This window comes from Thalassobacterium sedimentorum (assembly GCF_031127905.1).
GTDB classification, from domain to species: domain Bacteria; phylum Verrucomicrobiota; class Verrucomicrobiia; order Opitutales; family Coraliomargaritaceae; genus Thalassobacterium; species Thalassobacterium sedimentorum.
This window is the reverse complement of record NZ_JARXIC010000003.1, coordinates 128,026-149,326: the sequence shown is the minus strand read 5'-3', so window position 1 is coordinate 149,326 and position 21,301 is coordinate 128,026. Positions and strand designations below refer to the sequence as shown.

18 protein-coding genes and 1 other RNA gene are annotated in these 21,301 nt (G+C 50.6%); 12 read left to right on the top strand and 7 right to left on the bottom strand.

Annotation, left to right across the window (positions count from 1 at the left end; translation table 11 throughout):
* Positions 1-7 precede the first annotated feature (7 nt).
* Complete coding sequence (locus tag QEH59_RS02880; protein WP_308983858.1) at positions 8-2,440, top strand: alpha-amylase family glycosyl hydrolase; 2,433 nt, start codon at positions 8-10, stop codon at positions 2,438-2,440.
* 93 nt (positions 2,441-2,533) lie between these two features.
* Here the strand turns inward: QEH59_RS02880 and QEH59_RS02875 are convergent, their stop codons facing one another.
* The gene (locus QEH59_RS02875; protein ID WP_308983857.1) at positions 2,534-3,637 is read right to left on the bottom strand and encodes an acyl-CoA desaturase; all 1,104 of its coding nucleotides are present in this window, start codon (positions 3,635-3,637) and stop codon (positions 2,534-2,536) included.
* A 362-nt stretch (positions 3,638-3,999) separates the two neighbouring features.
* On the opposite strand from QEH59_RS02875, the gene gap reads away from it, so the two are divergent.
* The 8 genes from gap (at position 4,000) to QEH59_RS02835 (ending at position 12,725) form a co-directional block, all read left to right on the top strand.
* Positions 4,000-5,025: a type I glyceraldehyde-3-phosphate dehydrogenase gene (gap, locus tag QEH59_RS02870; RefSeq protein WP_308983856.1), complete on the top strand. Its 1,026-nt coding sequence runs from the start codon at positions 4,000-4,002 to the stop codon at positions 5,023-5,025.
* A gap of 201 nt (positions 5,026-5,226) precedes the next feature.
* A complete protein-coding gene (locus QEH59_RS02865) occupies positions 5,227-6,420 on the top strand; it encodes a phosphoglycerate kinase (protein WP_308983855.1) in 1,194 nt (397 codons plus the stop codon).
* 46 nt (positions 6,421-6,466) lie between these two features.
* Positions 6,467-7,246 (top strand): triose-phosphate isomerase, encoded by a 780-nt coding sequence (gene tpiA / locus QEH59_RS02860; protein WP_308983854.1) that lies wholly within the window; start codon positions 6,467-6,469, stop codon positions 7,244-7,246.
* Positions 7,247-7,442: 196 nt separating this feature from the next.
* Positions 7,443-8,777, top strand: a complete 1,335-nt coding sequence (locus QEH59_RS02855; protein WP_308983853.1) for a thymidine phosphorylase — start codon at positions 7,443-7,445, stop codon at positions 8,775-8,777.
* Positions 8,778-8,902: 125 nt separating this feature from the next.
* Positions 8,903-9,892 carry an adenosine deaminase family protein gene (locus QEH59_RS02850; protein ID WP_308983852.1) on the top strand — a complete coding sequence of 330 codons (990 nt, stop codon included), beginning with the start codon at positions 8,903-8,905 and terminating at the stop codon, positions 9,890-9,892.
* Positions 9,893-10,010: 118 nt separating this feature from the next.
* Positions 10,011-11,120: an aminopeptidase gene (locus tag QEH59_RS02845; protein WP_308983851.1), complete on the top strand. Its 1,110-nt coding sequence runs from the start codon at positions 10,011-10,013 to the stop codon at positions 11,118-11,120.
* Positions 11,121-11,223: 103 nt separating this feature from the next.
* A complete protein-coding gene (gene dnaX / locus QEH59_RS02840; protein ID WP_308983850.1) occupies positions 11,224-12,366 on the top strand; it encodes a DNA polymerase III subunit gamma/tau in 1,143 nt (380 codons plus the stop codon).
* Positions 12,366-12,725, top strand: coding sequence for a hypothetical protein (locus QEH59_RS02835; protein WP_308983849.1), 360 nt, complete (start codon positions 12,366-12,368; stop codon positions 12,723-12,725). The genes dnaX and QEH59_RS02835 overlap by 1 nt, the downstream gene beginning before the upstream one ends.
* 104 nt (positions 12,726-12,829) lie before the next feature.
* Here the strand turns inward: QEH59_RS02835 and rseP are convergent, their stop codons facing one another.
* The 4 genes from rseP to uppS form a co-directional block, all read right to left on the bottom strand.
* Positions 12,830-14,293, bottom strand: a complete 1,464-nt coding sequence (gene rseP / locus QEH59_RS02830; protein WP_308983848.1) for an RIP metalloprotease RseP — start codon at positions 14,291-14,293, stop codon at positions 12,830-12,832.
* Between the two features lie 114 nt (positions 14,294-14,407).
* On the bottom strand, positions 14,408-15,565 hold the full coding sequence (dxr, locus tag QEH59_RS02825) for a 1-deoxy-D-xylulose-5-phosphate reductoisomerase (RefSeq protein ID WP_308983847.1): 1,158 nt from the start codon (positions 15,563-15,565) through the stop codon (positions 14,408-14,410).
* Entirely contained in the window at positions 15,562-16,392 is an 831-nt protein-coding gene (locus QEH59_RS02820; RefSeq protein ID WP_308983846.1) for a phosphatidate cytidylyltransferase, read from the bottom strand. Before QEH59_RS02820 ends, dxr begins: the two co-directional genes overlap by 4 nt.
* Before the next feature lie 15 nt (positions 16,393-16,407).
* Entirely contained in the window at positions 16,408-17,133 is a 726-nt protein-coding gene (gene uppS / locus QEH59_RS02815; protein ID WP_308983845.1) for an undecaprenyl pyrophosphate synthase, read from the bottom strand.
* A gap of 242 nt (positions 17,134-17,375) precedes the next feature.
* On the opposite strand from uppS, the gene QEH59_RS02810 reads away from it, so the two are divergent.
* Positions 17,376-17,597, top strand: a complete 222-nt coding sequence (locus QEH59_RS02810) for an FmdB family zinc ribbon protein (RefSeq protein WP_308983844.1) — start codon at positions 17,376-17,378, stop codon at positions 17,595-17,597.
* A 100-nt stretch (positions 17,598-17,697) separates the two neighbouring features.
* Here QEH59_RS02810 and QEH59_RS02805 read toward each other — a convergent pair whose 3' ends face one another.
* Both QEH59_RS02805 and ssrS read right to left on the bottom strand, forming a co-directional pair.
* Positions 17,698-18,423 carry a phosphoadenylyl-sulfate reductase gene (locus tag QEH59_RS02805; RefSeq protein WP_308983843.1) on the bottom strand — a complete coding sequence of 242 codons (726 nt, stop codon included), beginning with the start codon at positions 18,421-18,423 and terminating at the stop codon, positions 17,698-17,700.
* Positions 18,424-18,525: 102 nt separating this feature from the next.
* Positions 18,526-18,708: non-coding RNA, 6S RNA (gene ssrS / locus QEH59_RS02800), on the bottom strand.
* A 118-nt stretch (positions 18,709-18,826) separates the two neighbouring features.
* Between ssrS and QEH59_RS02795 the strand changes: the two genes are divergently transcribed.
* Positions 18,827-19,939 (top strand): thymidine phosphorylase, encoded by a 1,113-nt coding sequence (locus tag QEH59_RS02795; protein WP_308983842.1) that lies wholly within the window; start codon positions 18,827-18,829, stop codon positions 19,937-19,939.
* A 184-nt stretch (positions 19,940-20,123) separates the two neighbouring features.
* The gene (locus QEH59_RS02790; protein ID WP_308983841.1) at positions 20,124-21,284 is read left to right on the top strand and encodes a ribonuclease D; all 1,161 of its coding nucleotides are present in this window, start codon (positions 20,124-20,126) and stop codon (positions 21,282-21,284) included.
* Positions 21,285-21,301 lie beyond the last annotated feature (17 nt).

The following is a 21,301-nucleotide window of genomic DNA, read 5'->3' as shown; positions in this document are numbered from 1 at the left end:
AGTAAGCATGGCTAAAAAAACGCAACAGATCGCGAACGCATTTTGGGAATCAAGCGAGACTGGGTTAATATTCCTCTCTTCGGACTGGGGGAGCACGACGACCCTACCTCCACTTTTATTAGGACCGAAGGAGCAGACATTCTCGAAACTTGAGCGGTTGTCGCCGGAGGAATGTGGCCGTTTTTGCCGCTATTATCGGCGTAAAAATAGTTGGGTTTTTACAGTTCGTTCGAATCGGCATCCGCAGCTGTTGGATCGTAAGGTGCGGGTGTTTTTAGGGGGCGATTTTAATCAATGGGAGGCTGCAATTGGTCAGTCTCAGTGGGAGCTGAAACCTAATGGAGACGCCGCGGAGACAAGCTATGAATTGCGTGTACCGTTGAAGTTGATACCCAGTGGTAAGCAGTTTGCTTTTAAATTTGTGACTGATCAAGGTGAATGGTTGGATGTGCCTGATAGTGCGCCTAATCGCATTGAGAGGAATGGGGTCTCTAATTTTTCGTTTCAGCCTGAGCTGACAGGGAGTCATATTTTTCGTTTTTATACACCCGACGGTTATGAGCCGATGGGGAATGAAAAAATAATTTGGCGTTCTGCGGAGCAGGAGGAAGTGCACGAGTTGCCACATACGCAATTCTTGACCGCAGCTAAGACAGACCTGGAGCTCGGCGCGATTGTCAGCGAGGAGTGTACCACTTTCCGTTTATTTGCGCCTCGTGCGAGTGCGGTGAAGCTATGTTATGGTCAAAAGGCAGACGGAAGTGATGCATTGGTCTTGTCGATGAAATGCTTGGATGCTTGCACTTGGGAGTTGCAGGTCACCCAGAATTTGGATGGCTATTATTATAGTTATCGCGTTGAGGGAGTGAGTGTCGAAGGTACCTCTCACTTTGATCCTAATTTTGCCGTGTTAGACCCCTATGCCAAGGCCTGCCTAGGCCGTCGTGGTCCTGGCATTGTGGTGGCTCCGGAGCGTATGGCTAAGGTGGCCGTGCCTTTTACCCCGCCTGCGTGGCATGATTTGGTCATCATGGAGGCCCATGTGCGCGATTTGGCGGCACATGCACCAATTGAGCTGACGGCTCAGGAGCGCACTGGTTATGCCGGTCTGCGCAAGTGGCTAAAGGCCGAGGGATCCTATTTAAAGGAGATTGGCGTCAATGCGGTAGAGCTACAGCCGATTCAGGAATTTGATAATGAGCAAGCTTCAGACTACCATTGGGGCTATATGACGGTGAATTATTTTTCGCCGGAGAGCAGTTACGCTGCGGCACCGGAGCGCGCTTCGCAAATCGAGGAATTTCGTGGGCTAGTTGAGGACTTTCATCGCGAGGGCATGGCTGTGATCATCGATGTGGTTTATAATCACGTCGGTGAGCCGAATCATTTATTGTTTATTGATAAGTTCTATTACTTTCATCTCGATCAGGGGAATGATTTGATGAACTGGAGTGGTTGTGGCAATGATTTGCGCTGTGATACAGCTATGGGACGTCGTTTGATTATCGATAGTTTAAAGCATCTGGTAGAGACTTACGACGTGGATGGCTTCCGCTTTGATTTGGCTGAGTTGATTGGTATTGAAGTGCTGCGTGAGATTGAAGTGGAGCTGAAACAGGTTAAACCATCGCTCATCTTAATTGCAGAGCCATGGAGTTTTCGTGGACATATTCAAAAGGAGCTCAAGGAAACTGGTTTTGCTTCGTGGAATGATGGCTACCGAGAATGTATCTCTAAATATGTGAAAGGTGAGGGCAGTCAGGATATTATTCGTCATTTCTTAGCCGGCTCGCCGGGTACCACGCGTTTTGCCGCACAGACAATTAACTATACTGAATCGCATGATGATCATTGTTGGTTGGATCGCATTACAGAGCGGCCGAAATGTGATGGTACGGATCCGACACTTTTGGATCGTCGGCGCACGCATTTGATGGCATCGTTGTTGTTTTCATCCTTAGGCGTGCCCATGCTGGCCGAAGGGCAGGATTTCTTGCGTTCTAAGCGTGGCATTTCAAACACATATCAGCGTGGGGATGTGAATGCGCTCGATTACAATCGTCGTTTCGTCTATTCTGGAACGCACGGTTACTTCCGAGCTTGGATTCGTTTTCGTTTGTCTGATTTGGGGCAGGCCTTCCGTTATGATGGCGGTTTGAGTGAAGGCTATCTGAAATTTTTCTTTGTCGAGGGCGCGAGTGCCGCGGTGGTACTTTTTAATGCAGATCGCTCTGTCGACGCGCCGCAACTGGTGTATGGTATCAATCCACACCTTAGCTATGCAGATATCGAGTGCATTGAGTTACAGCCACAACGGCTTAAGCAGATTGCCGATCAGGAACGCTTTTGTTTGGAAGGGATTGATTCCGCTCGGATTCCATTGAGTGAGACGCGGATTAATTTGCCTCCCTTGACCTGCGGTCTGTGGTTGGTCCGATAGCCGTTTATAAAAAGAGGGGGTGGGAGGCGTATGTAAAAAAAAAGATCAGGCGTTTCTGCCTGACCTTTTTTTAAAGTGTATTGTTTGGGTGTCTTAGTGGGCGAACTTGTATTGTTTCGCAGCATTGCTAGTCACTTCGATCCATTCGTCCCAAGTTTCCTTGAGTGAGGCGCGCAGTGACTTGATTTCCTCTTGCAAGTGCTTCTTCTGGTCATCACTGGCCTGTTTGAGTTCACGCGCTTTGAGCATGAGTGCACTCGCTTTTGCTTCGAAGGTTGCAGAGAGCTCTTCCAATTTTGCTTTGAGCTCAGTTGCGCAATCATCCATTTCATTGCTGATGTGATCCAAAATCATTTTTTTATCTTTGGACACCAGTGATTTCTGTACGGTGATTTCATTAATCACGCGTAAGCTTTTAACTAGACCTAATTTGGAAGCGAGCCAAATGGTCCATTTGGAAGGGTCGAAGTGATACCAGCGGATGCCGTTACGGTAGTCCGCGGCAAAGGCGTGGTGGTAGTTGTGATAACCTTCGCCGAAGGTCAGGACGGCCATAATTGCATTGTCGACCGCGCTGAGTTCACGGGCATAGGTTTTGGAGCCATAGGTGTGGCAGAGTGAGTTAATGAACCAAGTGCAGTGGTGGATCATTGCCATGCGCATCAGGAAGCCCATGTAGAAGGAAGCCAGCGCACTGCCGGTAATCGCCCAGCCGAGTAAGAAAACCGCAAAATTGACGCCCAGTAGAAATTTCCCGTAGTGCTTGTCTTGCAGCATGACACGTGGGTTTTTCATTAGGTCGGCTACCAGGCTCTTGTCGAAGTCGCGTTTGTAGTCGAACAGCCAGAGTATGTGAGCATACCAAAATCCTTTTTCGATCGAATAAGGGTCCTTGTCAGTGTCGACATGATTGTGGTGAATGCGGTGGTCATGCGACCACTTTAGTGCCGACATTTCAAACGCGAGTGCTGAACTTAGCAGTACGCACCACTCGAAGAAAGGATTAGCTGCATAGGCCTTATGCGAGTAGAGTCGGTGGTAGCCCACAGTGATTGACATGCCGCCCATGATGTAAGTGATCAGAAAGAGCGCGATTGCTGACCACGAGAATACGTTGATAAATGCGGGCAGTAGCGCCACCAGTGCGATGTGGTAGGCGACCACAAAAATAAACATGTCCCAGTTTTTAATTTTCATATGTAAATAGCTTTGTTTTAGCGACTGATTCGCTAGGTTAGTCGAGCGTGCGTGGGCTTTATAAGTATCTGATGCGCAGCCATTCGCGGCGCTCTTGAAGTCCTCTGCCAAGCTCAAGAGTAGTCCAGCGTAGTCATGTCATAAAGGCTTCTAATGTCAAGCGCAATTGAGGTTTCGAGTCGACTACTGAAGCTGTTTTTGATTAATTAAACTTATACATTGACCTTCTTGGATTAGCTGTAATGTTTGCTCGCGTTCAATTCATTTGAATACGTGGAATAACACTTGCCATAGGGTAGTACCTGCCTACAAGTGCCAGTTTCACGAATTTCACCTCAACCTGAAAAAAACACATATATAATATGGCTACAAAAATCGGAATTAATGGATTCGGCCGCATCGGCCGCTTGGTCTTTCGCTCGCTCGTCGAGAAGGGTCTTCTTGGCTCGGAAATCGAAGTGGTTGCAATTAATGACCTCGTTCCAGCAGAGAACCTCGCATACCTGCTTAAGTATGACACCACACAGGGCCGTTTTAAGGGCACTGTTGAAACTGAGGGTGACGACACACTCGTTGTGAATGGCAACAAGATCAAGACACTCGCTCTTCGCGAAGGTCCTGCAGCCCTTCCTTGGAAGGAGCTTGGCGTTGACATCGTGATCGAGTCGACTGGTCTTTTCGTTCAAGACGAAAAAGCTGCGGGTCACATCGAAGCAGGTGCTAAAAAGGTTATCATTTCTGCACCAGGTAAGGGGGACGGCGTGAAGACAGTTGTTCTCGGCGTGAATGACGACGAGCTCACTGCTGAGCACGATATCATTTCCAATGCATCTTGCACCACTAATTGCTTAGCTCCAATCACTAAGGTGATCCTTGAGAACTACGGCATTGCTGAAGGTCTAATGACCACAGTGCACTCCTACACAGCGACTCAAAAGACTGTGGACGGTCCTTCTCCTAAGGACATGAAGGGTGGCCGCACTGCTGCGCTCAACATCATTCCTTCCACAACAGGTGCCGCCAAGGCAGTTGGTCTGGTGCTTCCTGCGGTTCAAGGAAAGTTGACTGGTATGTCTTTCCGCGTGCCTACTCCAACTGTTTCGGTTGTTGACCTCACAGTTAAGACTGAAAAGAGCACTTCATACGAGGACATTTGCGCGAAGATGAAGGAAGCTTCTGAAGGTTCGCTCAAGGGTATCCTTGGTTATACAGAAGACGAAGTGGCTTCTTCTGACTTCATCCACGAAGAGCTCAGCTCGGTATTCGATGCGGGCAGCGGCATGGGTCTGAACGACACATTCTTCAAGCTTGTTTCCTGGTATGATAATGAGTGGGGCTATTCCAACCGCGTTGTTGAGCTTGTTCAAAAAGTTTCCAAGTTCCTCTAATTCCGGATCTCGGTAACAATTGACTGATTTTGCTGGCCGCCGCGGCAGGTATCCCATGCGGATTCTTGACCGCTGCGGCCTTTTTCTTGCCAATCGGCACTTCGTTGTTGCTGATGGTCAGTCCCATTCGTCGTCTAGCTGGCGAAGTCTTGGGGCAAATTATTCCTAAATTTCAATTTCCTAATTCTTAATTTTAAAGACATGGCCACTAAAACTATTAAAGACGTCAATCTCTCCGGCAAACGTGTGTTCGTTCGCTGCGATTTTAATGTGCCGCTGAAAGACGGTGTCATCAACGATGACTCTCGTATTGTTGCTGCGCTGCCAACGATTCAACTGCTGATCGCTCAGGGCGCTAAGATTATTTTGGCTTCGCACTTGGGGCGTCCTAAGGGCGAGAAAAATGCGAAGTTTACACTGGCGCCTGTGGCTGAAGAGCTGGCTAAGCAGTTGGGACAACCGGTTACCTTTGTGGAAGACTGCATTGGTGAAGAGGTCGAAGCTGAGGTGGCTAAGATGGGGGATGGCGATGTACTTTTGCTTGAGAACGTGCGTTTCTATGCTGGAGAAGAGAAGAATGACCCTGAATTTGCGGCAGCATTGGCTAAATTAGCGGATGCTTTTGTTAACGATGCCTTCGGCACTGCGCACCGCGCTCACGCCTCTACTGCCGGGGTGGCGGCGCACCTGTCTCCCTGTGTCTGCGGCCTGTTGATTGAGAAAGAGCTCGCATATTTAGGCGACAAGACCGCCAACCCTGAGCGTCCACTTACTGTGATTCTTGGTGGTGCGAAGGTTTCCGATAAGATCAAGGTGATTGATGCCTTGCTTGAGAAAGCGGACACCATCATTATTGGCGGTGCGATGGCTTATACCTTTGCACTTGCTGAAGGACGCCAGGTTGGAGAGTCGTTGAGCGAGCCTGATTATATCGAAACTGCAAAATCTGCCCTGGCTAAAGCCAAAGAGAAGGGAGTGAAGTTTTTGCTACCAGTGGATAATCTCGGAGTTAAGGATTTGGATTTTGGCGCAGGCACCATCGGTGAGAGCAAGTTCTTTGAAGGAAATATCGAAGACGGATGGGAAGGGGTTGATATTGGCCCCAAGAGTATCGAGCTCTTCAGTAATGAAGTGAAGAATGCGAAAACCGTGCTCTGGAATGGACCTATGGGGATTTTCGAAATTGATGCGTGTAACAAGGGTACCTTTGCAGTGGCTAAAACGATCGCTGAATCTGACGCCTGTTCCATCATCGGTGGTGGGGATTCGGTCAAGGCCATTAAGATGGCTGGCTATGGTGATCAGGTGACATTTATGAGTACCGGCGGTGGGGCTTCACTCGAGTTTCTGGAAGGAAAAGAGCTTCCGGGGGTCACTGCGCTGGACCAAGCCTAGGGACCTCGCTTCTTTTTTTAATTTCTAATTTTTAATTTAAAATATTATGAGTAAATCAGCACGTAAATACCTCATCGCAGGTAACTGGAAAATGAATTTGAACTCGGCCGAAGGTGCAGAGCTCGCAAAAGACGTGGTGGCACTCGTCGGTGCACAAACTGATGTCGCCGTATGTGTGTGTCCTACCTTCACGGTTTTAGAGTCCGTATCTAAGGTCGTGAGCGGTTCCAACGTTCAATTGGGCGCACAGAATATGCACTTCGAGGCATCCGGCGCATACACTGGAGAGATTTCTGCGGAGATGCTGCGTCATCTTTTCGCGAATTTTGTCATTCTAGGGCACTCTGAGCGCCGTGAATATTTTGGTGAGACCGATGCGATCGTAAACAAGAAAACGCTGGCTGCGCTTGCGGCTAACCTGAAGCCAATCGTTTGCATTGGTGAGACATTGGAAGAGCGCGAAGCTGGTAAGGTAAACGAAGTCATCAAGACTCAGTTGGAAGGCGCGCTTGTAGGTGTGACTGCAGCTGCGGCAGATGCGCTGGTGGTTGCTTATGAACCAGTTTGGGCGATTGGTACCGGTAAAACCGCGACACCAGAAATGGCGGAGGAAGTGCATGCTGAAATTCGTAGTCTGCTTGCTGCATCAATCGGTGCGGAAGCGGCCGATAAGGTGCGTATTCTATATGGTGGTTCTATGAAGCCGGAGAATGCTGACGAATTGCTCGCGCAGGAGAATATTGATGGTGGCCTCATTGGTGGAGCAGCGCTTAAAGCCAGCTCCTTTGCCGCATTGGTTGAAAGTGCTCAGAAGCTTTCTAAGTAGTTGTTAGTTTTATTGTTCAAGAAGCTGGAAACCGCATGGTTTCCAGCTTTTTTTGATGCCCGATTTTACTCTGCTTGGAGTGGCACTTTGCAGGGGGAGAGATTTTAAGGCTCGACATTTTGCGCCTTAATCCCCATAGATCAAAGGTTTATGCCGCCTCGGGCGGCTTTATCCACAGTAGACAACAACTCATTCAATGAGAAAAAAGATAATTAGCGCGCGTAAATTCATCAAGCCTTCCTTCAGCTATTTAGTTGAAAAGAAGCGTGACGGTGGCGAATTCTCCGACGAAGAAATCCGTTTCATCGTCGACTCTATTTTAGACGAAGAGATGCCGAAGTTTCAGCAGGCTGCCTTTGCTATGGCAGTCTATTTTCAGGGTATGTCCGCACAAGAGACGGCAACCTTTGCAGAGGAAATGATGCTCTCCGGAGAGGTGATTGATTTGACGAAGATTACCCGTCCGAAGATCGATAAGTATTCCACAGGAGGCGTGGGGGATAAGACCACATTGGTACTGGCCCCGCTTGCAGCGGCCTGTGGTGTGGTCATGCCAACTATGAACGGCGTGGATGAGGAGCATGTGATCAGCAATCTGGACAAGCTCTCATCGATTCCAGGTTTTAATCCTGTACTCGACCTCAAGGGCTTTCATTCGCAACTGAAGAAAGTTGGCTGTACTTTTATTCAGCAAGATCCGGAAATTGCTCCGGTGGATACGATATTGTATCAGATGCGTCAGGAGACTGGGACTATTCCCAGTTTGCCATTAATTACTGGAAGTGTCTTGAGTCGTAAACTCGCTGAAGGTGCTGAAGGTTTGGTCATTGATGTTAAGTGGGGGAATGGCTCCTTTATCAAAGACGTCGAGCAAGCTAAGCAACTGGCGCGTTCCATCACCCGGGTTGGTCGTTCGATGAAGCGTCGTTGTGTGGCCTTGGTCACGGATATGAATCAACCGTTGGGAGATACTGTTGGCACGGCACTGGAAATAAAGGAAGCCATCCAATTGCTGAAGGGCGAAGGCCCTGAAGATTTACAAGAGCTAGTGCTCAAGCTTGGGATGGAAATCGTTCGTCTGGCTGGGGTGGCTGGGTCTACACTTTCTGCCAAACAAACAGTGCAGCGTCATTTGAAGGATGGTTCTGCACTACAGAAGTTTAAGGATATGATTGAAGCGCAGGGCGGCGACAGTTCCGTGATTGATGATCCGGATAAGTTCCCGCTTGCCAAGCATGTGCGCAAGTTGCCTGCGCCTAAGCGTGGCTATGTGCACACGATCAATGCAGGCCTTATCGCAGAAGGTGTGGCCAAGCTGGCCAAGAAGAAAAATGGCACCTTCGATCCTGCTGTGGGTGTTTCCGAGATTAAGAAGGTGGGCACCCAAGTGAAACAAGGTGAGCCTTTGATGATGATTCACTACAACGATGAAGCTAAGATGGAGGAAGCGCTTGAATATCTTAAGACTGCTTACCGTCTAGCGCCAAAGCGTCCGAATCCACCGGAATTGATCGTTGAGCGTGTGGCTTAAGTCTTGAGCCATTGCTAATTTTCAGCCCCGCCGTTGATTCGGCGGGGCTTTTTTGAGTATGCTTGTTGTGGAATTGAGCGTTTTCTGACTGACTCATTGCCTGCAAGCTCTAATGTTATCTATCTATGCACGCACCGATCGATACTCAAACCGCTGACTTTATCCACCGTCTGCCTAAAACGGAGACGCACCTCCATATCGAAGGAGCCTTGCCTTATCAATTATTACAAAAGCTAAATCCTGAAAAGTTCAGTCAGCCTCAGAGGTGTTGGGCACCTGATTTTAAGTGGCAGTGTTTCGAAGATTTCGAGGCGCACTTGATTGAGCATGCGATGCATTGGTTCACTAGCCCCGAGCGCTATCATGAGGCCGCTAAGGTAATCTTTGCCGGGCATCTCGACCAGAATGTTCGCTATGTCGAAACTTCCTTTCATGCTGGTATGATTCAGTTCTTGGGGATCCCCGGACCTGAAATTGTACAAGCCATCCAATCGGCGGTCCCCGCGGGTTTGGAAGTCCGTGTATTTATGGGAATGGCACGTAATTCGTATAATGAGGTTCTGGCCCCGGTACTGGAGGAATGTGTCACCTGGGAGGGACTTTCAGGCATTGATTTGCATGGGGTCGAGTACCTGCCGCTGGAGGCTTGGACCTCGAAGCTTTGGAGTAAAGCACGGGCACACGGATTGGTGACAAAGGCGCATGCCGGGGAATTCGGACCTGCCGGGCATGTGCGCGAGGCGCTCGAGGTGCTTGGAGTTCAGCGGATTCAACACGGTGTCCGAGCTATTGAAGACAATTCAGTCATTGAGCTTGCGATTCAAAATGATGTGACCTTCGACCTGTGTCCTATCAGTAATGTAAAGCTCGACGTGGTTGATGAGCTGAAAACGCATCCCATCCGCCAGTTTTTTGATCGTGGTTTGCGCTGTACACTGAGCACTGACGACCCATTTTCTTTTGGCAATACGGTAGAAGATGAATATGCGGCATTAAGTGCAGGGCTAGAGTTTACTCATGCTGAGCTCAAGCAGATCGCCCAAAACGGTTTCGAGGTGGCATTGGTGGATGAGCGTACGCGCCAGGGCTGGTTGGCTGAGGTGGCGGCGACATGATCGTAGAGTTGTTGTGCTGGGCGGTTGCTGGGCCAGTTCGCTGGCTCTTGATACCTTAAGTTTAAATTTCCCTTTTTGTGGCTTTGACCTTCTTGCGTAAATCGTACGCATTGCAGTGATGGAACCTAACTTTTCAAAACTAGCTGGTGTATTGACCGGCTTTTCGACTAATTTGCAAAAAGGTGAGCGTGTACTAATTGATGCCTTTGATATACCCGAAGCTATGGTGGTGGCATTAGTGCGTGCGGCTCGTGAGCGTGGGGCCGTCCCTTTTGTTAATTTGCAGCGCGCACGGATTAGTCGCGAGCTAATCAATGGTTTGGATGCGGAGCAATTTGAGACACAGTCATCCTGGGAGCTCGCTCGTATGCAGAAGATGGATGCTTACATTGCGGTGCGTGGGTCGGATAACATTTTTGAAATGTCGGACGTCGATCCAGCCAAGGTGAGTCAAGTGATGAAGGCCATGAAGGCAGTGCTGGATTATCGGGTTAACAAGACCAAGTGGGTTATTTTACGCTGGCCGACACCAGCGATGGCCCAGCAGGCGATGATGAGCACCGAAAGTTTTGAAGAATTCTTCTTCCGTGTGTGCACACAGGACTACAGTCGTATGACGGAGGGAATGGCGGCACTCGAGGCGCTGATGACGGCAACGGATCGTGTTGAGCTAAAGGGCCCGAATACCGATCTGCGTTTTTCAATCAAGGGCATCAACGCGGTGGCATGTGGTGGTACGCACAATATCCCTGATGGCGAAGTCTTCTCCTGCCCGGTAAAAGACTCGGTTGAAGGTGAGATCACTTATAATGCGCCCACCGTTTATCAGGGCACATCCTTTGATCGCATTCACCTCAAGTTTGAAAAAGGGAAAATCGTGCATGCAGACGGCACTAATGCTGATCGACTCAATGAGATTCTGGATTCCGATGCTGGGGCGCGCTATATTGGTGAATTTGCGATTGGTTTTAATCCACACATTCTTGAGCCAATGCGTGACATTCTCTTCGACGAGAAGATTGCCGGCTCTTTCCACTTTACGCCGGGGCAAGCTTACGAAGAGGCTGACAACGGCAATCGCTCGCAAGTGCACTGGGATATGGTGCAGATCCAGCGTCCTGAATATGGCGGTGGTGAGATTTGGTTCGATGGCGAGCTGATCCGTAAGGATGGTCTCTTTGTAAAAGAGGAGCTCAAGAAGTTGAATCCTGACTATTTACTTGGTTAACAGTTCCAACAGTTCCCCTTGCGTCCTGTTATTCTGAACGGTTCGATTTATCAAAAAGTCACTTGCAAGATGCCTCGGTTCAGAGCTTCTTGGAGACATTAAGATGGAAAAAGGTTATCAAGTTATCGCGCGCCGCTGGCGTCCTAAGCAGTTCAGTGAATTGGTGGGGCAAGATCACATCGTGCGTACCTTGAGTAATGCCATCGAGAGCAAGCGCATTGCGCACGCCTATCTCTTTGTCGGCCCACGTGGCACGGGGAAGACTAGCACCGCTCGTTTGTTTGCCAAAGCGCTCAATGCCGAGGGGGGGCCGAGTGCCACGCCCGATAATGAGTCCGAGACCAGCCAGGCCATTATGAATGGCTCCTGCATGGATGTGATCGAAATCGACGGTGCGTCCAATAATAGCGTCGAGCAAGTGCGCAGCCTGCGTGAAGAGTGCCAATTCGCACCGGCGCAATGCACTTATAAGATCTACATCATCGACGAGGTGCACATGCTCTCGACCGCTGCGTTCAATGCTTTATTGAAGACTCTGGAAGAGCCGCCCGAGCACGTGAAGTTCTTCTTTGCCACTACCGAGGCGCACAAGGTGCTGCCTACCATCGTCTCGCGCTGTCAACGCTTTGAGTTTCGCCCGATTTCGGACGCTGTGATCGTGGGGAAGTTGACTGAGATTTGTGAATCAGAAGGGATTCAGGTCGAGCCGACTGCCTTGGCGTCTATTGCGCGCCTTGCCAATGGTGGCATGCGCGATGCGCAATCGATTCTCGATCAGATGATTTCTTTTTGTGGCAGCGATATCAAGGAGAGTGATGTGCTCGACGTCTATGGTCTCGTTTCAGACGAGCGGATCGCGCAGTTGGCGCAGGCGCTTGCCTCATTGGATTATGCCGCCATTATCGCTGCGGTGGATGAGTTTGCAGTCGAAGGTCGCGATCTCTTTCGTATCTTGATTGATCTCGAAGCGCATGCGCGGGTGGCATTGCTTGATGCCATTCAAAATAGTGGCAACACCAGCAAACTGGGCGGTGAAATGAGCACCGAATCCATCATGCGTATGCTCGATGCCTTGCACCGCGGAGAAGCGTCCGTGCAGAAGGGCCTTTCCGAGAAAGTGAATTTCGAAGTCGTGCTCTTAAAAGCAGCAGAGGAGTCGCGCTCGCGTGCGATTGATAGCTTGATCAAGCAAGTCGCTGCAGCAGGGGGCGGGAGCGGCGATGCCGGCGAAAAAAAAAAGCCTTAGTGATTCCAGCCGCTGATGGTGGGGGCGTGGTAATCGCTGATGAGCCATCGCTTGGAAATAGCGTGGCGGGGGCGACGGGTGTATCTGCAGACGAACCTGTTGAGAATCCCGGAGATCTACTGACAGCTGCGCTCAATGGTGAAATCAGCGATGAAGAGCTTGAAGCGGTGGATCAGGCTCTTGATTCAATGATGCTGGGTGAGGCGGCCGTCTCTAAATTAGCAAAGGGCAAGCCATTACTCACGGTCGAAGAAGCTCAGGCGAAATTAAGTCCTGGGATTTTAGAGGTCTTAGCGACAAAGTTCAAAGGTAGTCTGACGCAAGTTCGTCATATCGATGAGCAAGATAAAATATTTTAGGTCCATTGCGGAGAGTGGCTGTGCTACCCTGTTTGGATTTTCGAGTTGTTGTGTAAGAATAATTTGTCCTGCGGCATGCCGCAGGAAACTTCTTAACTCATTGTTTAAGGTTCATAGGATTCAGCTGCAGCTTCATCCGTTGTTGGGGCTGCGGGAACGGTTTCTGCGGATGCTTGAGGCTCATCGTCGATGAGCCCGATGTCACGGCCGACGCGGCCGACGTCGAAGAAGCTGACGTAAATAACGAAGCCTAAGAGTATGATCATAAAGGCGCCTTGTACGTTTTCCATCACTTTTTGGGGCAAGGGGCGGCCGATCACTTTGGAGATGGTGGCAAATAGCATGTGACCACCGTCGAGAACGGGGATCGGTAATAGATTGAATATTGCGAGGTTAACGTTAATCAGTGCCAGCATCCAAAGCAGGTCGATGAATCCGATTTGTGCCATTCGGGTGAGTCCGTGCACGATCCCGACCGGGCCGCTCATGTTTTTGACATGCACATCCGAGTTTGTGTGAACTAGTGCAAAGAGCGTCATCTTCATGGTTTCCGCGAAACGATAAAGTTGATCAATGGGATTATAATGCACAATTTCAGTCTTGTATTGGAAATCGTAAGCAAAGCCAAAGCGTGGGCTTTGCTCGCCTTCCTTGATACGTGGTTGAATGGGGAGAGTGATTTCCTTGCCATTGCGTTCGACGGTGACATCGATGCTACGGTCACCGTGATTGGCTAAATAAGTACTCAGAAAGGCACCGGAAATAATCTCTTCGCCATCCAGCTTAATCAGGCGATCCATTGGTAAGAGCCCCGCTTCGATTGCTGGCATGTCTGGTTCGAGCCGCACGACTATGGGTGCGGACGTTTCGTCGGTTTCTGGCTCGATGCCAATGTAACGCATACGCTCGCTGGATACGAGTTCCGGGTATACGGTGAATTCCATCGCCTTACCCTCGCGCAGTACGCCGACTTCAACTTGACGGCGGCCCTCTACGCCGACTTCTTTGCCTACGCCTGTGGCAATTGCATTCTGGAAATACCACCAGTCTGGGACTGCCTTATCGTCGATCGTGCGAATCTTGTCGCCTGCACGAATACCTGCAACATAAGCGGGGCCAGGCACGATTGCTCCGTCGGCGTTGCGAATTTCTTCCGCGACATAGCCCACAGTGGTGGATTTTACGATCTCTCGACCGACGCCCCAGAGTACTAGTGAGAGCACGAGGGCAAAAATGAGGTTAAAGACCGCGCCCATGACGGCGACAATCATTTTGTCAGCATAAGAAATTGGGGGCAAGCGGTCGGCATCTTCTTTTTCGCCGCCTTCTATGCGGCCCATATCGGCCAGTTGGGGCAGTGAAACGTAGCCACCTAGTGGTAGCAGTGAGAGTCGAAAGTCAGTGCCGTTACGGTGCCAGCCAAAGATGCGGGGACCAAATCCGATTGAGAATCGATCAGCGATTAGTCCGCGCTTTTTAGCCGCTATAAAGTGACCTAGTTCGTGGATGAAAATAGAAAATCCAAGTGCGAAGAGGGCAATGGCGATATAGAGAACTGTGGAAAACATGTTTTGGAAATAAAGTGTGCGAGTGAAATGTCTAGTCTGGCTGGTGAGCGGTCTGGCGATTATGGCAAGGCTTTAGCTGAGTTAGCACAGCTAGATGCGCGATAGGTCCAGACCTTATTGGAAACGCAAGGATTGTGCCATAGCGCGTGTTTCGGCGTCGAGTTGTAAAAGCTGGTTGAGGCTGGGTTGCGTGGGCGATTGAATATGACAGAGACTATGTTCAATTAACTTTGGAATTTCAAGGTAGCTGAGTTTTTTGGCTAGAAAGCGTTCCACTGCCACTTCGTTGGCAGCGTTGAAGATGGCGGGTGCTCCGCTGCCTGCGCGTAGGGCTTCATAAGCGAGTTGTAAGCAGGGGTATTTCTGGTAGTCGGGTGAGTTGAAATCGAGTGAGAAGGCCTGACGAAAGTCGGTGGTGGGTTCGACGCCCGGCGCGCGGTCGGGGTAGAGTAGGCAATGCTGAATGGCGAAGGTCATCGAGGGGGGGCTGAGTTGGGCGAGAATGGAGCCATCGATGAATTGTACAAAGGAGTGGACCACACTCTGAGGGTGAATGACCACTTCCAGGCGTTCCGGTTCCAAGCTGAATAGCCAGTGTGCTTCAATGAGTTCGAGGCCTTTGTTGGCCATAGTTGCGGAGTCGACTGTGATCTTTGGGCCCATTGACCAGTTTGGGTGCTGGGTCGCCATCTCGGGGGTGATATGACTGAGTTCTGCGGCAGGTGTGTCGCGAAATTGGCCGCCAGAGGCTGTTAGGATGAGCTTGTCGACTTGCCCGTCGGGCTGTCCTTGTAGGCATTGAAAGATGGCATTGTGCTCACTATCAGTTGGTAGTAGGCGTACACCTTTGCGCTGCGCTGCCTCGATCACATGGGCGCCACCGAGCACAAGCAGTTCTTTATTGGCCAGAGCGATGTCCTTGCCTGCTTCGATGGCGGCCAGAGCCGGGCGTAGGCCGGCTGCGCCGACCACGGCAATCAGCACGATGTCGGCCTCGGTGAGTGTAGCGAGAGCCTCGAGAGCCTCGGCGCCGCAATTCAGTTGCGTGTCCTGAGGGAATGTACCCGCCTGCCGTGCCTCCTGGTAAGCGGCCTCATTCTGAAGCACGGCTTGCGTAACCTTGAATTCGTGGCAGATGGCAGCCAGCTCCTTGTGGCGACTCTGAGCGGCTACGCCGACGAGTTCCAGGCGGTCCTGATGTTTGCGTAGCACACGCAAGGTGCTGCTACCAATTGAGCCGGTTGCACCGAGCAGGATGATTTTCTTTTTCAAAATAATGTGTACTTAAAAAACAAATACCCCAGTGGGGCGGTCAGAATCAGGCTGTCCGTTAAATCGAAGATCCCGCCGATCCCTGGAATAATTTTGCCAGAGTCTTTGACGTCGGCCTGGCGTTTGAAGGCTGACTCAACTAGGTCGGAAGCAATCGAGGCGATGCCGATGGGAATCGCAATCAGCGCGCAGAGCCACCAGCTAAAGCCAGCTGGAGCTAGGGTGTGGAAGCAGCCAGTGAGAATGATGCCAATCAGCATGGAAAAGGCGATGCCGCCGGCTGCGCCCTCGTAAGTTTTCTTAGGGCTGATCACGGAGAGCGGTGTCTTGCCTAGTTTCATTCCGACGAGTAGGCCACCCACGTCGGCGCATTTTGCGACTGCCACGACCCACACGGCTAAGAACATGCCTGTTGCTGCGCTTTCTCCGTTGGTCTCGGCTAATTTGACAATCTTAATCAGGAAGTGCAGTAGGTAGGGCACATAGAGCAGGCCAAAGAGCGTGGGCATAAAGCTACGCAGGCGTCCGGCCTGAAGATCCAGTCGGATTATCGTCAGTGTGAGTAGTACGAAGCTGAGGGCAAACAGATCGTTTCCGGAATCGATGCCTCCTATGTAATAGGCACCAATCGTGATGATGGCCCCTGCGATTAGACCGATCTTTTTCATCGGTTTGAGCCCCATCTTTTCGAATAGTTGATAGAGCTCTAACTGGGTCAGAAAAGCTAGGATGGCGATGATGAAGACTCCGGCATGAACTCCACAAAGCCATAGCGATATGGCGAGGATAGACCAGAGTGCGGCGAAGCTGAAGATACGTTGCTGCATGTAGGGGAGGGGTGGTTAGGCTTTTAACTGTGCGGTCGTTTTGCCATAGCGGCGCTCACGTGAGGCGTATACATCTAGGGCAAGTTTGAATTCGGCCTCGTTGAAATCGGGCCAGAGGACTTTGCTGAGGTAGATTTCGGCATAAGCCGATTGAAGGAGTAGGAAATTACTGAGCCGGGATTCGCCAGAGGTGCGAATGACGAGATCCGGGTCGGGCATGTTACGGGTGTACAGATGTTGTTGCAGCGTATGATAGTCGAGGCTCTCGATGTCGAGGGTGCCGGCTTGAGCGGCCTTGGCAATGCTTTTGACTGCGTCGAGCACTTCAGTGCGTGAGCCATAATTGATTGCGAGTCCCAATGTGTATTCGCTGAAATCCTGAGTTGCGGCCTCGCTTTCATGCAGCAGCGTTTGAATCTTTTCGGGTAATTCCTGGTAGCGACCGATGACTCGAAGTCGGACCTTGCGTTTGATGAGTTCTGACAGCTGATCTTTGAGGAAACGCTCCAGTAAGTTCATTAAAGCATCCACTTCATCCTGTGGGCGTTTCCAGTTTTCGACACTGAAAGCGTATAGGGTTAGGTTTTTTACACCATAGGTTTGTGCGGCTTTGAGTGCGCGTTTGACGGCCTCGGCGCCACGACGATGCCCCTCGATACGAGGAAGTTTGCGTTGCTGCGCCCAACGGCCATTACCGTCCATAATGATGGCGACGTGCTCAGGAATGTTCGATGCAGTCATGCGTTCAGGTGATTTTTTCTATATAAGTAGATGAATGTCATGTTTCGCGGCAGAAGTGCAGTGAAAGATGACAAGCTCCCCGATAAAAGCAATTGCCGGGTACGGCGCAAGGGTAGAGCGTGGCGGATTTTCATGCTTTGCGCTCGACCAAATGAGGGGGACTCTATAGCTAGCATGCAAGTATTCGATCTCCTCATTTAGTGTTGGTGGTCGGAGTCAGCCAAGCCAGGAAAACAAGTTATATGCCCACCTATATTTACGAAACGATCCCTCAGAATGCCGGAGAAGAGCCGGTTCAATTCGAGTTGCAGCAGTCTATGAAAGATGCTCCTTTAACGCAACATCCGGATTCTGGCGTGCCAGTGCGCCGTGTGATTTCTGGTGGTTTCGGATTTACGGGGAGTGCGAAGCAAGATTCTGGTCCAGGGAATTGTTGTGGCGGCGGTAGTTGTGGTTGCCATTAGACCACCGCTGTAGCTGCTATCGGTGTCGCTCCATTGACCTTTAAACTTGATCTTTGGTGCTCCCAGCTAAGCAACTGGAAGTGGGCAGTTAAACTGAGAATTAGATTTGAAAGTCGCTGCCGCCTGTCACTTCATGCAGGCCGCACTCGCGCTTGAGCCCACCGAAGCGTGTCTCTTCTTCAGTCATGCCCTCGCCGAGCTTTTTGGTGCTGTGCCAATCGCCTACCGACACATAACCTTGGTCCCATAATGGGTGGTAGGGCAGGTCGTTTTCGGTGAGATAGGTGTATACGTCCCGGTCGTTCCAATCGATGATGGGATAAATTTTAGTGATCTTGTTTTGCTTTTCGATGACTTTGCGCTCGCCGCGCGAGCTTGACTGAGTTCTGCGTAGGCCAGAGAGCCAAGCGGTGGCCCCCAGTTCTTTGACTGCGCGGTTCATGGGTTCGACCTTGTTGATGTGATTGTAACGCTCCAATCCTTCGAGGCCTTGCTCCCACAACTTGCCGTGGAGCGCTTCTTGCTGGGCAGCGGTCTGGAGCGGGATATAGGTCTTGAGGTTTAATTGTAGGCGCGCCGTCAGTTCGGCTGCAAATGTGTAGGTCGCGGGAAATAGATAGCCTGTGTCTACGAAAATGACAGGAATTTGCGGAATCTGCGTGGTCACTAAATGTAGCATGACTGCGCTTTGAACGCCGAAGCTGGTCGTTAATACCAGTTTGTCGCCGTAGCTCTGGTAGGCCCAGCGTACGCGCTCAGTAGCGGAGGCGATCTCTAGGTCCAGTGCTTCGGTTTGGGCAGTTTGTGCGGTGTGACTATCACTCATATGTTTTATCTTTAGTTTTTGAGTAAGAAAGTCAAGAAAGGCCTGTGGGAAAAGTGATGGCCCCTCTTGTTTTCTCATAACAATCGCTACATGGGTACACAAAAAGGCCCCGCCTGTGCCGTCTTTAGTGGGAGTTCTTAGCCTTTTGAGTCTAAGGTGGGGGCTTTCCTCGTAAGTATTTGTCTTCCGATTGACGGCTGGACAGCCACCTACGGGGGGCAAGCTCCCGATTTTTAAAGAGTAAAGGACAGATACTCCATTAAGTCTCGAACACTGCAGGGTTGAAATTAAGCTAGCTCAGGTTTTGCAGGACGCAACTGGAAATGGCATAAGAATTAAAATTTGCAGTGATTGGTAGTCGCTGACTGGACAAGTCAATCGGGACTGCGCACACTTCGGCTGGATGAAAATTCTACCTCAGGAGATCATTGCGCGTAAGCGTGATGGCTTAGCCTTCAGTCGAGCCGAGGTGGATGCATTTGTTGCGGGAGTCGTGTCGGGGGATTTTAAGGACTATCAGTCCAGCGCTTTGCTGATGGCGATAGTTTTGCAAGGGATGTCGCCCCAAGAAACTGCGTGGCTGACGGAGGCGATGATGCGCTCCGGTCGTGTCGTAGAGCTACCGGAAGTGACGCGTCCGAAAGTGGATAAGCATTCAACGGGAGGCGTCGGGGACAAGGTTTCGTTGATTCTTGCTCCACTGGTGGCGGCTTGTGGGCTATGTGTGCCAATGATGAGTGGACGTGGTCTCGGGCACACGGGTGGCACTCTGGATAAATTGGAGTCCATTCCGGGGTTTCATACGCAGTTGAGTGATGCCGCTTACCGGCGACAGCTGCAGGCGATTCATTTAGCCATGATTGGGCAGTCTGCCGATATGGTGCCTGCGGACCGCAAGTTGTATGCCTTGCGCGATGTGACTGCTACAGTGGAGAGTATTCCTTTGATTTGCAGTAGTATTTTAAGCAAAAAGATGGCCGAGGGCATTGATGCTTTGATGGAAGTCACTTATGCCTTGTGCGCGGAGATGTTATTACTTGGCGGCATGTGCTCCACTTTGGATGGTGCGATGTGTGTCCTGCGATCTGCGATTCAGAGTGGTGCGGCACTTGAGGTTTTTCGTCAACTTGTTCAGGCGCAGGGAGGGGATTCGCGGGTAATTGATGATTATAGCCTTTTGCCGCAGTCTGAGCACTGTCGTGAGATCAGCTTCGAAATGGAAACGACGATGTATGTGAGCGCTTTGGATGCGCGTAACTTTGGGGAAGCGGTCTGTCTGTTGGGAGGTGGCCGCACTTCGACTGATTCGGTGATTAACCCCGCTGTGGGCCTGGAATTATTGAAGAAAGTGGGGGACCGAGTACAGCCGCAAGAGCCCGTCGTTCGTGTGTATTATCAAGATTTAGAGTCTTGCGAGGCGGCGGAATCACGACTGCGGGCGGCAGTTCATTTCGCTAAGTGCGCGCCACAAGCCTTACCCTTGGTGGTGCAGCGCATTGCTTCTACTACGTCTTAGGTCTGAGTTCGCTGAGTTGGGGGGGGGCTTGTAGCGAGTATTGCCTGTTGGAGGCTTAGTTATAGATTCGTTATGTAAATTATGAGCATGTTCACAGAGCGCTGATGCGCATCGACGCTAAGATCACGTTTGTGTGAAAAATCTCCTTTCCATTGGACTGATAATCGGTGACGCTGGCTTATTTATGATTACCACAACTGAAGCCCTTGCCGATGTCGTGCGTCGTGCGCGTGAAGCCGGCGCAGTTGGCGTCGATACCGAGTTTATCTGGGATCGCACCTATTATCCGACCTTAGGATTGATTCAAATTGGCTATCCTGATGGCCACTGTGAGTTGATTGATGCGCCTGCGATTGAGGATTGGTCGCCCTTAGCTGAGCTCATGTCGGATCCAGGCACAGTTAAAATTCTTCATGATGCACAGCAGGATCTGAATATATTATATCGGGCATGCGGTGGCCTGCCCAAAAATATTTTTGATACACAGCGCTGTTCAGGATTTGTTGGTCTCTCATCGACTATTTCATTGAGCGAATTGCTGAAAACCTTGCTCAAAGTGCGGCTGGCTAAGACGGAGACTCGGTCGGATTGGACGGCCCGGCCTTTGACGGATGCGCAGCTTAAGTATGCTGAAGATGATGTGCGGCATTCGGTGGACTTGATGCTGAATATTATGGGGCAGGCGGAAGCGCTTGGACGTAAAGCGTGGATTGAAGAAGAGATGAAAATCTATGAAGATGAGTCTCACTATCAGGAGCGTGACCCTGATTGTGAAATGCCTCGTGTGCGTGGTAGTGGTTCCCTTACTCACCAACAACGGAATATGCTGCGTGCCTTAGGCGCCTGGCGTGAGTTAAAGGCGCGTCGTCGTAATCTTCCGCGTGGCTTTGTATTATCAGATGATGCTCTAGTGTCTTTGATTAAGCGTCCGCCCAGTTGTGCCGAGGATATACGCCAAATGAAGGGCTTAAGCGAGCGTTCAGCTGAACGTAATCGTCAGTATATCTGGGAAGCTATTGAGCGCGGCCGCAACGGGGATTTGCCTGAATTGCCCAATCATAAGCACAATGGGCCTTCGCCTGATGATGGGTACGAAGCGCGCGTCGACCTCTCTCTGGCCTCTATCAAGGGAATTTGTTTGGCGGGTGATATCGATCCGGCTTTGATTGGTAATCGTGCCGAAGTGACAGCTTTTGTTCTGGAGGTTGATAATGTCGATGCGTCTCGCCATCGCTTGTTACGTGGTTGGCGTGGGGAGTTTTGTGGCAATGCCTTGCTGCGCTTGCTGAAGGGGCAGGGGAGTATTTCGATTGATCCCGACACGAAGCTGCCGAAGTTGAGTTAAGCGGCGGCTATGCGGCT

What these genes read in the sequence shown, in the direction of transcription:
- QEH59_RS02850 (WP_308983852.1), top strand. Translation starts at nt 8,903, where the DNA reads ATGCACGCACCGATCGATACTCAAACCGCTGACTTTATCCACCGTCTG.
- QEH59_RS02845 (WP_308983851.1), top strand. Translation starts at nt 10,011, where the DNA reads ATGGAACCTAACTTTTCAAAACTAGCTGGTGTATTGACCGGCTTTTCG.
- tpiA (WP_308983854.1), top strand. Translation starts at nt 6,467, where the DNA reads ATGAGTAAATCAGCACGTAAATACCTCATCGCAGGTAACTGGAAAATG.
- QEH59_RS02880 (WP_308983858.1), top strand. Translation starts at nt 8, where the DNA reads ATGGCTAAAAAAACGCAACAGATCGCGAACGCATTTTGGGAATCAAGC.
- dnaX (WP_308983850.1), top strand. Translation starts at nt 11,224, where the DNA reads ATGGAAAAAGGTTATCAAGTTATCGCGCGCCGCTGGCGTCCTAAGCAG.
- QEH59_RS02855 (WP_308983853.1), top strand. Translation starts at nt 7,443, where the DNA reads ATGAGAAAAAAGATAATTAGCGCGCGTAAATTCATCAAGCCTTCCTTC.
- rseP (WP_308983848.1), bottom strand. Translation starts at nt 14,293, where the DNA reads ATGTTTTCCACAGTTCTCTATATCGCCATTGCCCTCTTCGCACTTGGA.
- QEH59_RS02795 (WP_308983842.1), top strand. Translation starts at nt 18,827, where the DNA reads ATGAAAATTCTACCTCAGGAGATCATTGCGCGTAAGCGTGATGGCTTA.
- QEH59_RS02820 (WP_308983846.1), bottom strand. Translation starts at nt 16,392, where the DNA reads ATGCAGCAACGTATCTTCAGCTTCGCCGCACTCTGGTCTATCCTCGCC.
- gap (WP_308983856.1), top strand. Translation starts at nt 4,000, where the DNA reads ATGGCTACAAAAATCGGAATTAATGGATTCGGCCGCATCGGCCGCTTG.
- QEH59_RS02865 (WP_308983855.1), top strand. Translation starts at nt 5,227, where the DNA reads ATGGCCACTAAAACTATTAAAGACGTCAATCTCTCCGGCAAACGTGTG.
- QEH59_RS02790 (WP_308983841.1), top strand. Translation starts at nt 20,124, where the DNA reads ATGATTACCACAACTGAAGCCCTTGCCGATGTCGTGCGTCGTGCGCGT.
- uppS (WP_308983845.1), bottom strand. Translation starts at nt 17,133, where the DNA reads ATGACTGCATCGAACATTCCTGAGCACGTCGCCATCATTATGGACGGT.
- QEH59_RS02810 (WP_308983844.1), top strand. Translation starts at nt 17,376, where the DNA reads ATGCCCACCTATATTTACGAAACGATCCCTCAGAATGCCGGAGAAGAG.
- QEH59_RS02805 (WP_308983843.1), bottom strand. Translation starts at nt 18,423, where the DNA reads ATGAGTGATAGTCACACCGCACAAACTGCCCAAACCGAAGCACTGGAC.
- QEH59_RS02875 (WP_308983857.1), bottom strand. Translation starts at nt 3,637, where the DNA reads ATGAAAATTAAAAACTGGGACATGTTTATTTTTGTGGTCGCCTACCAC.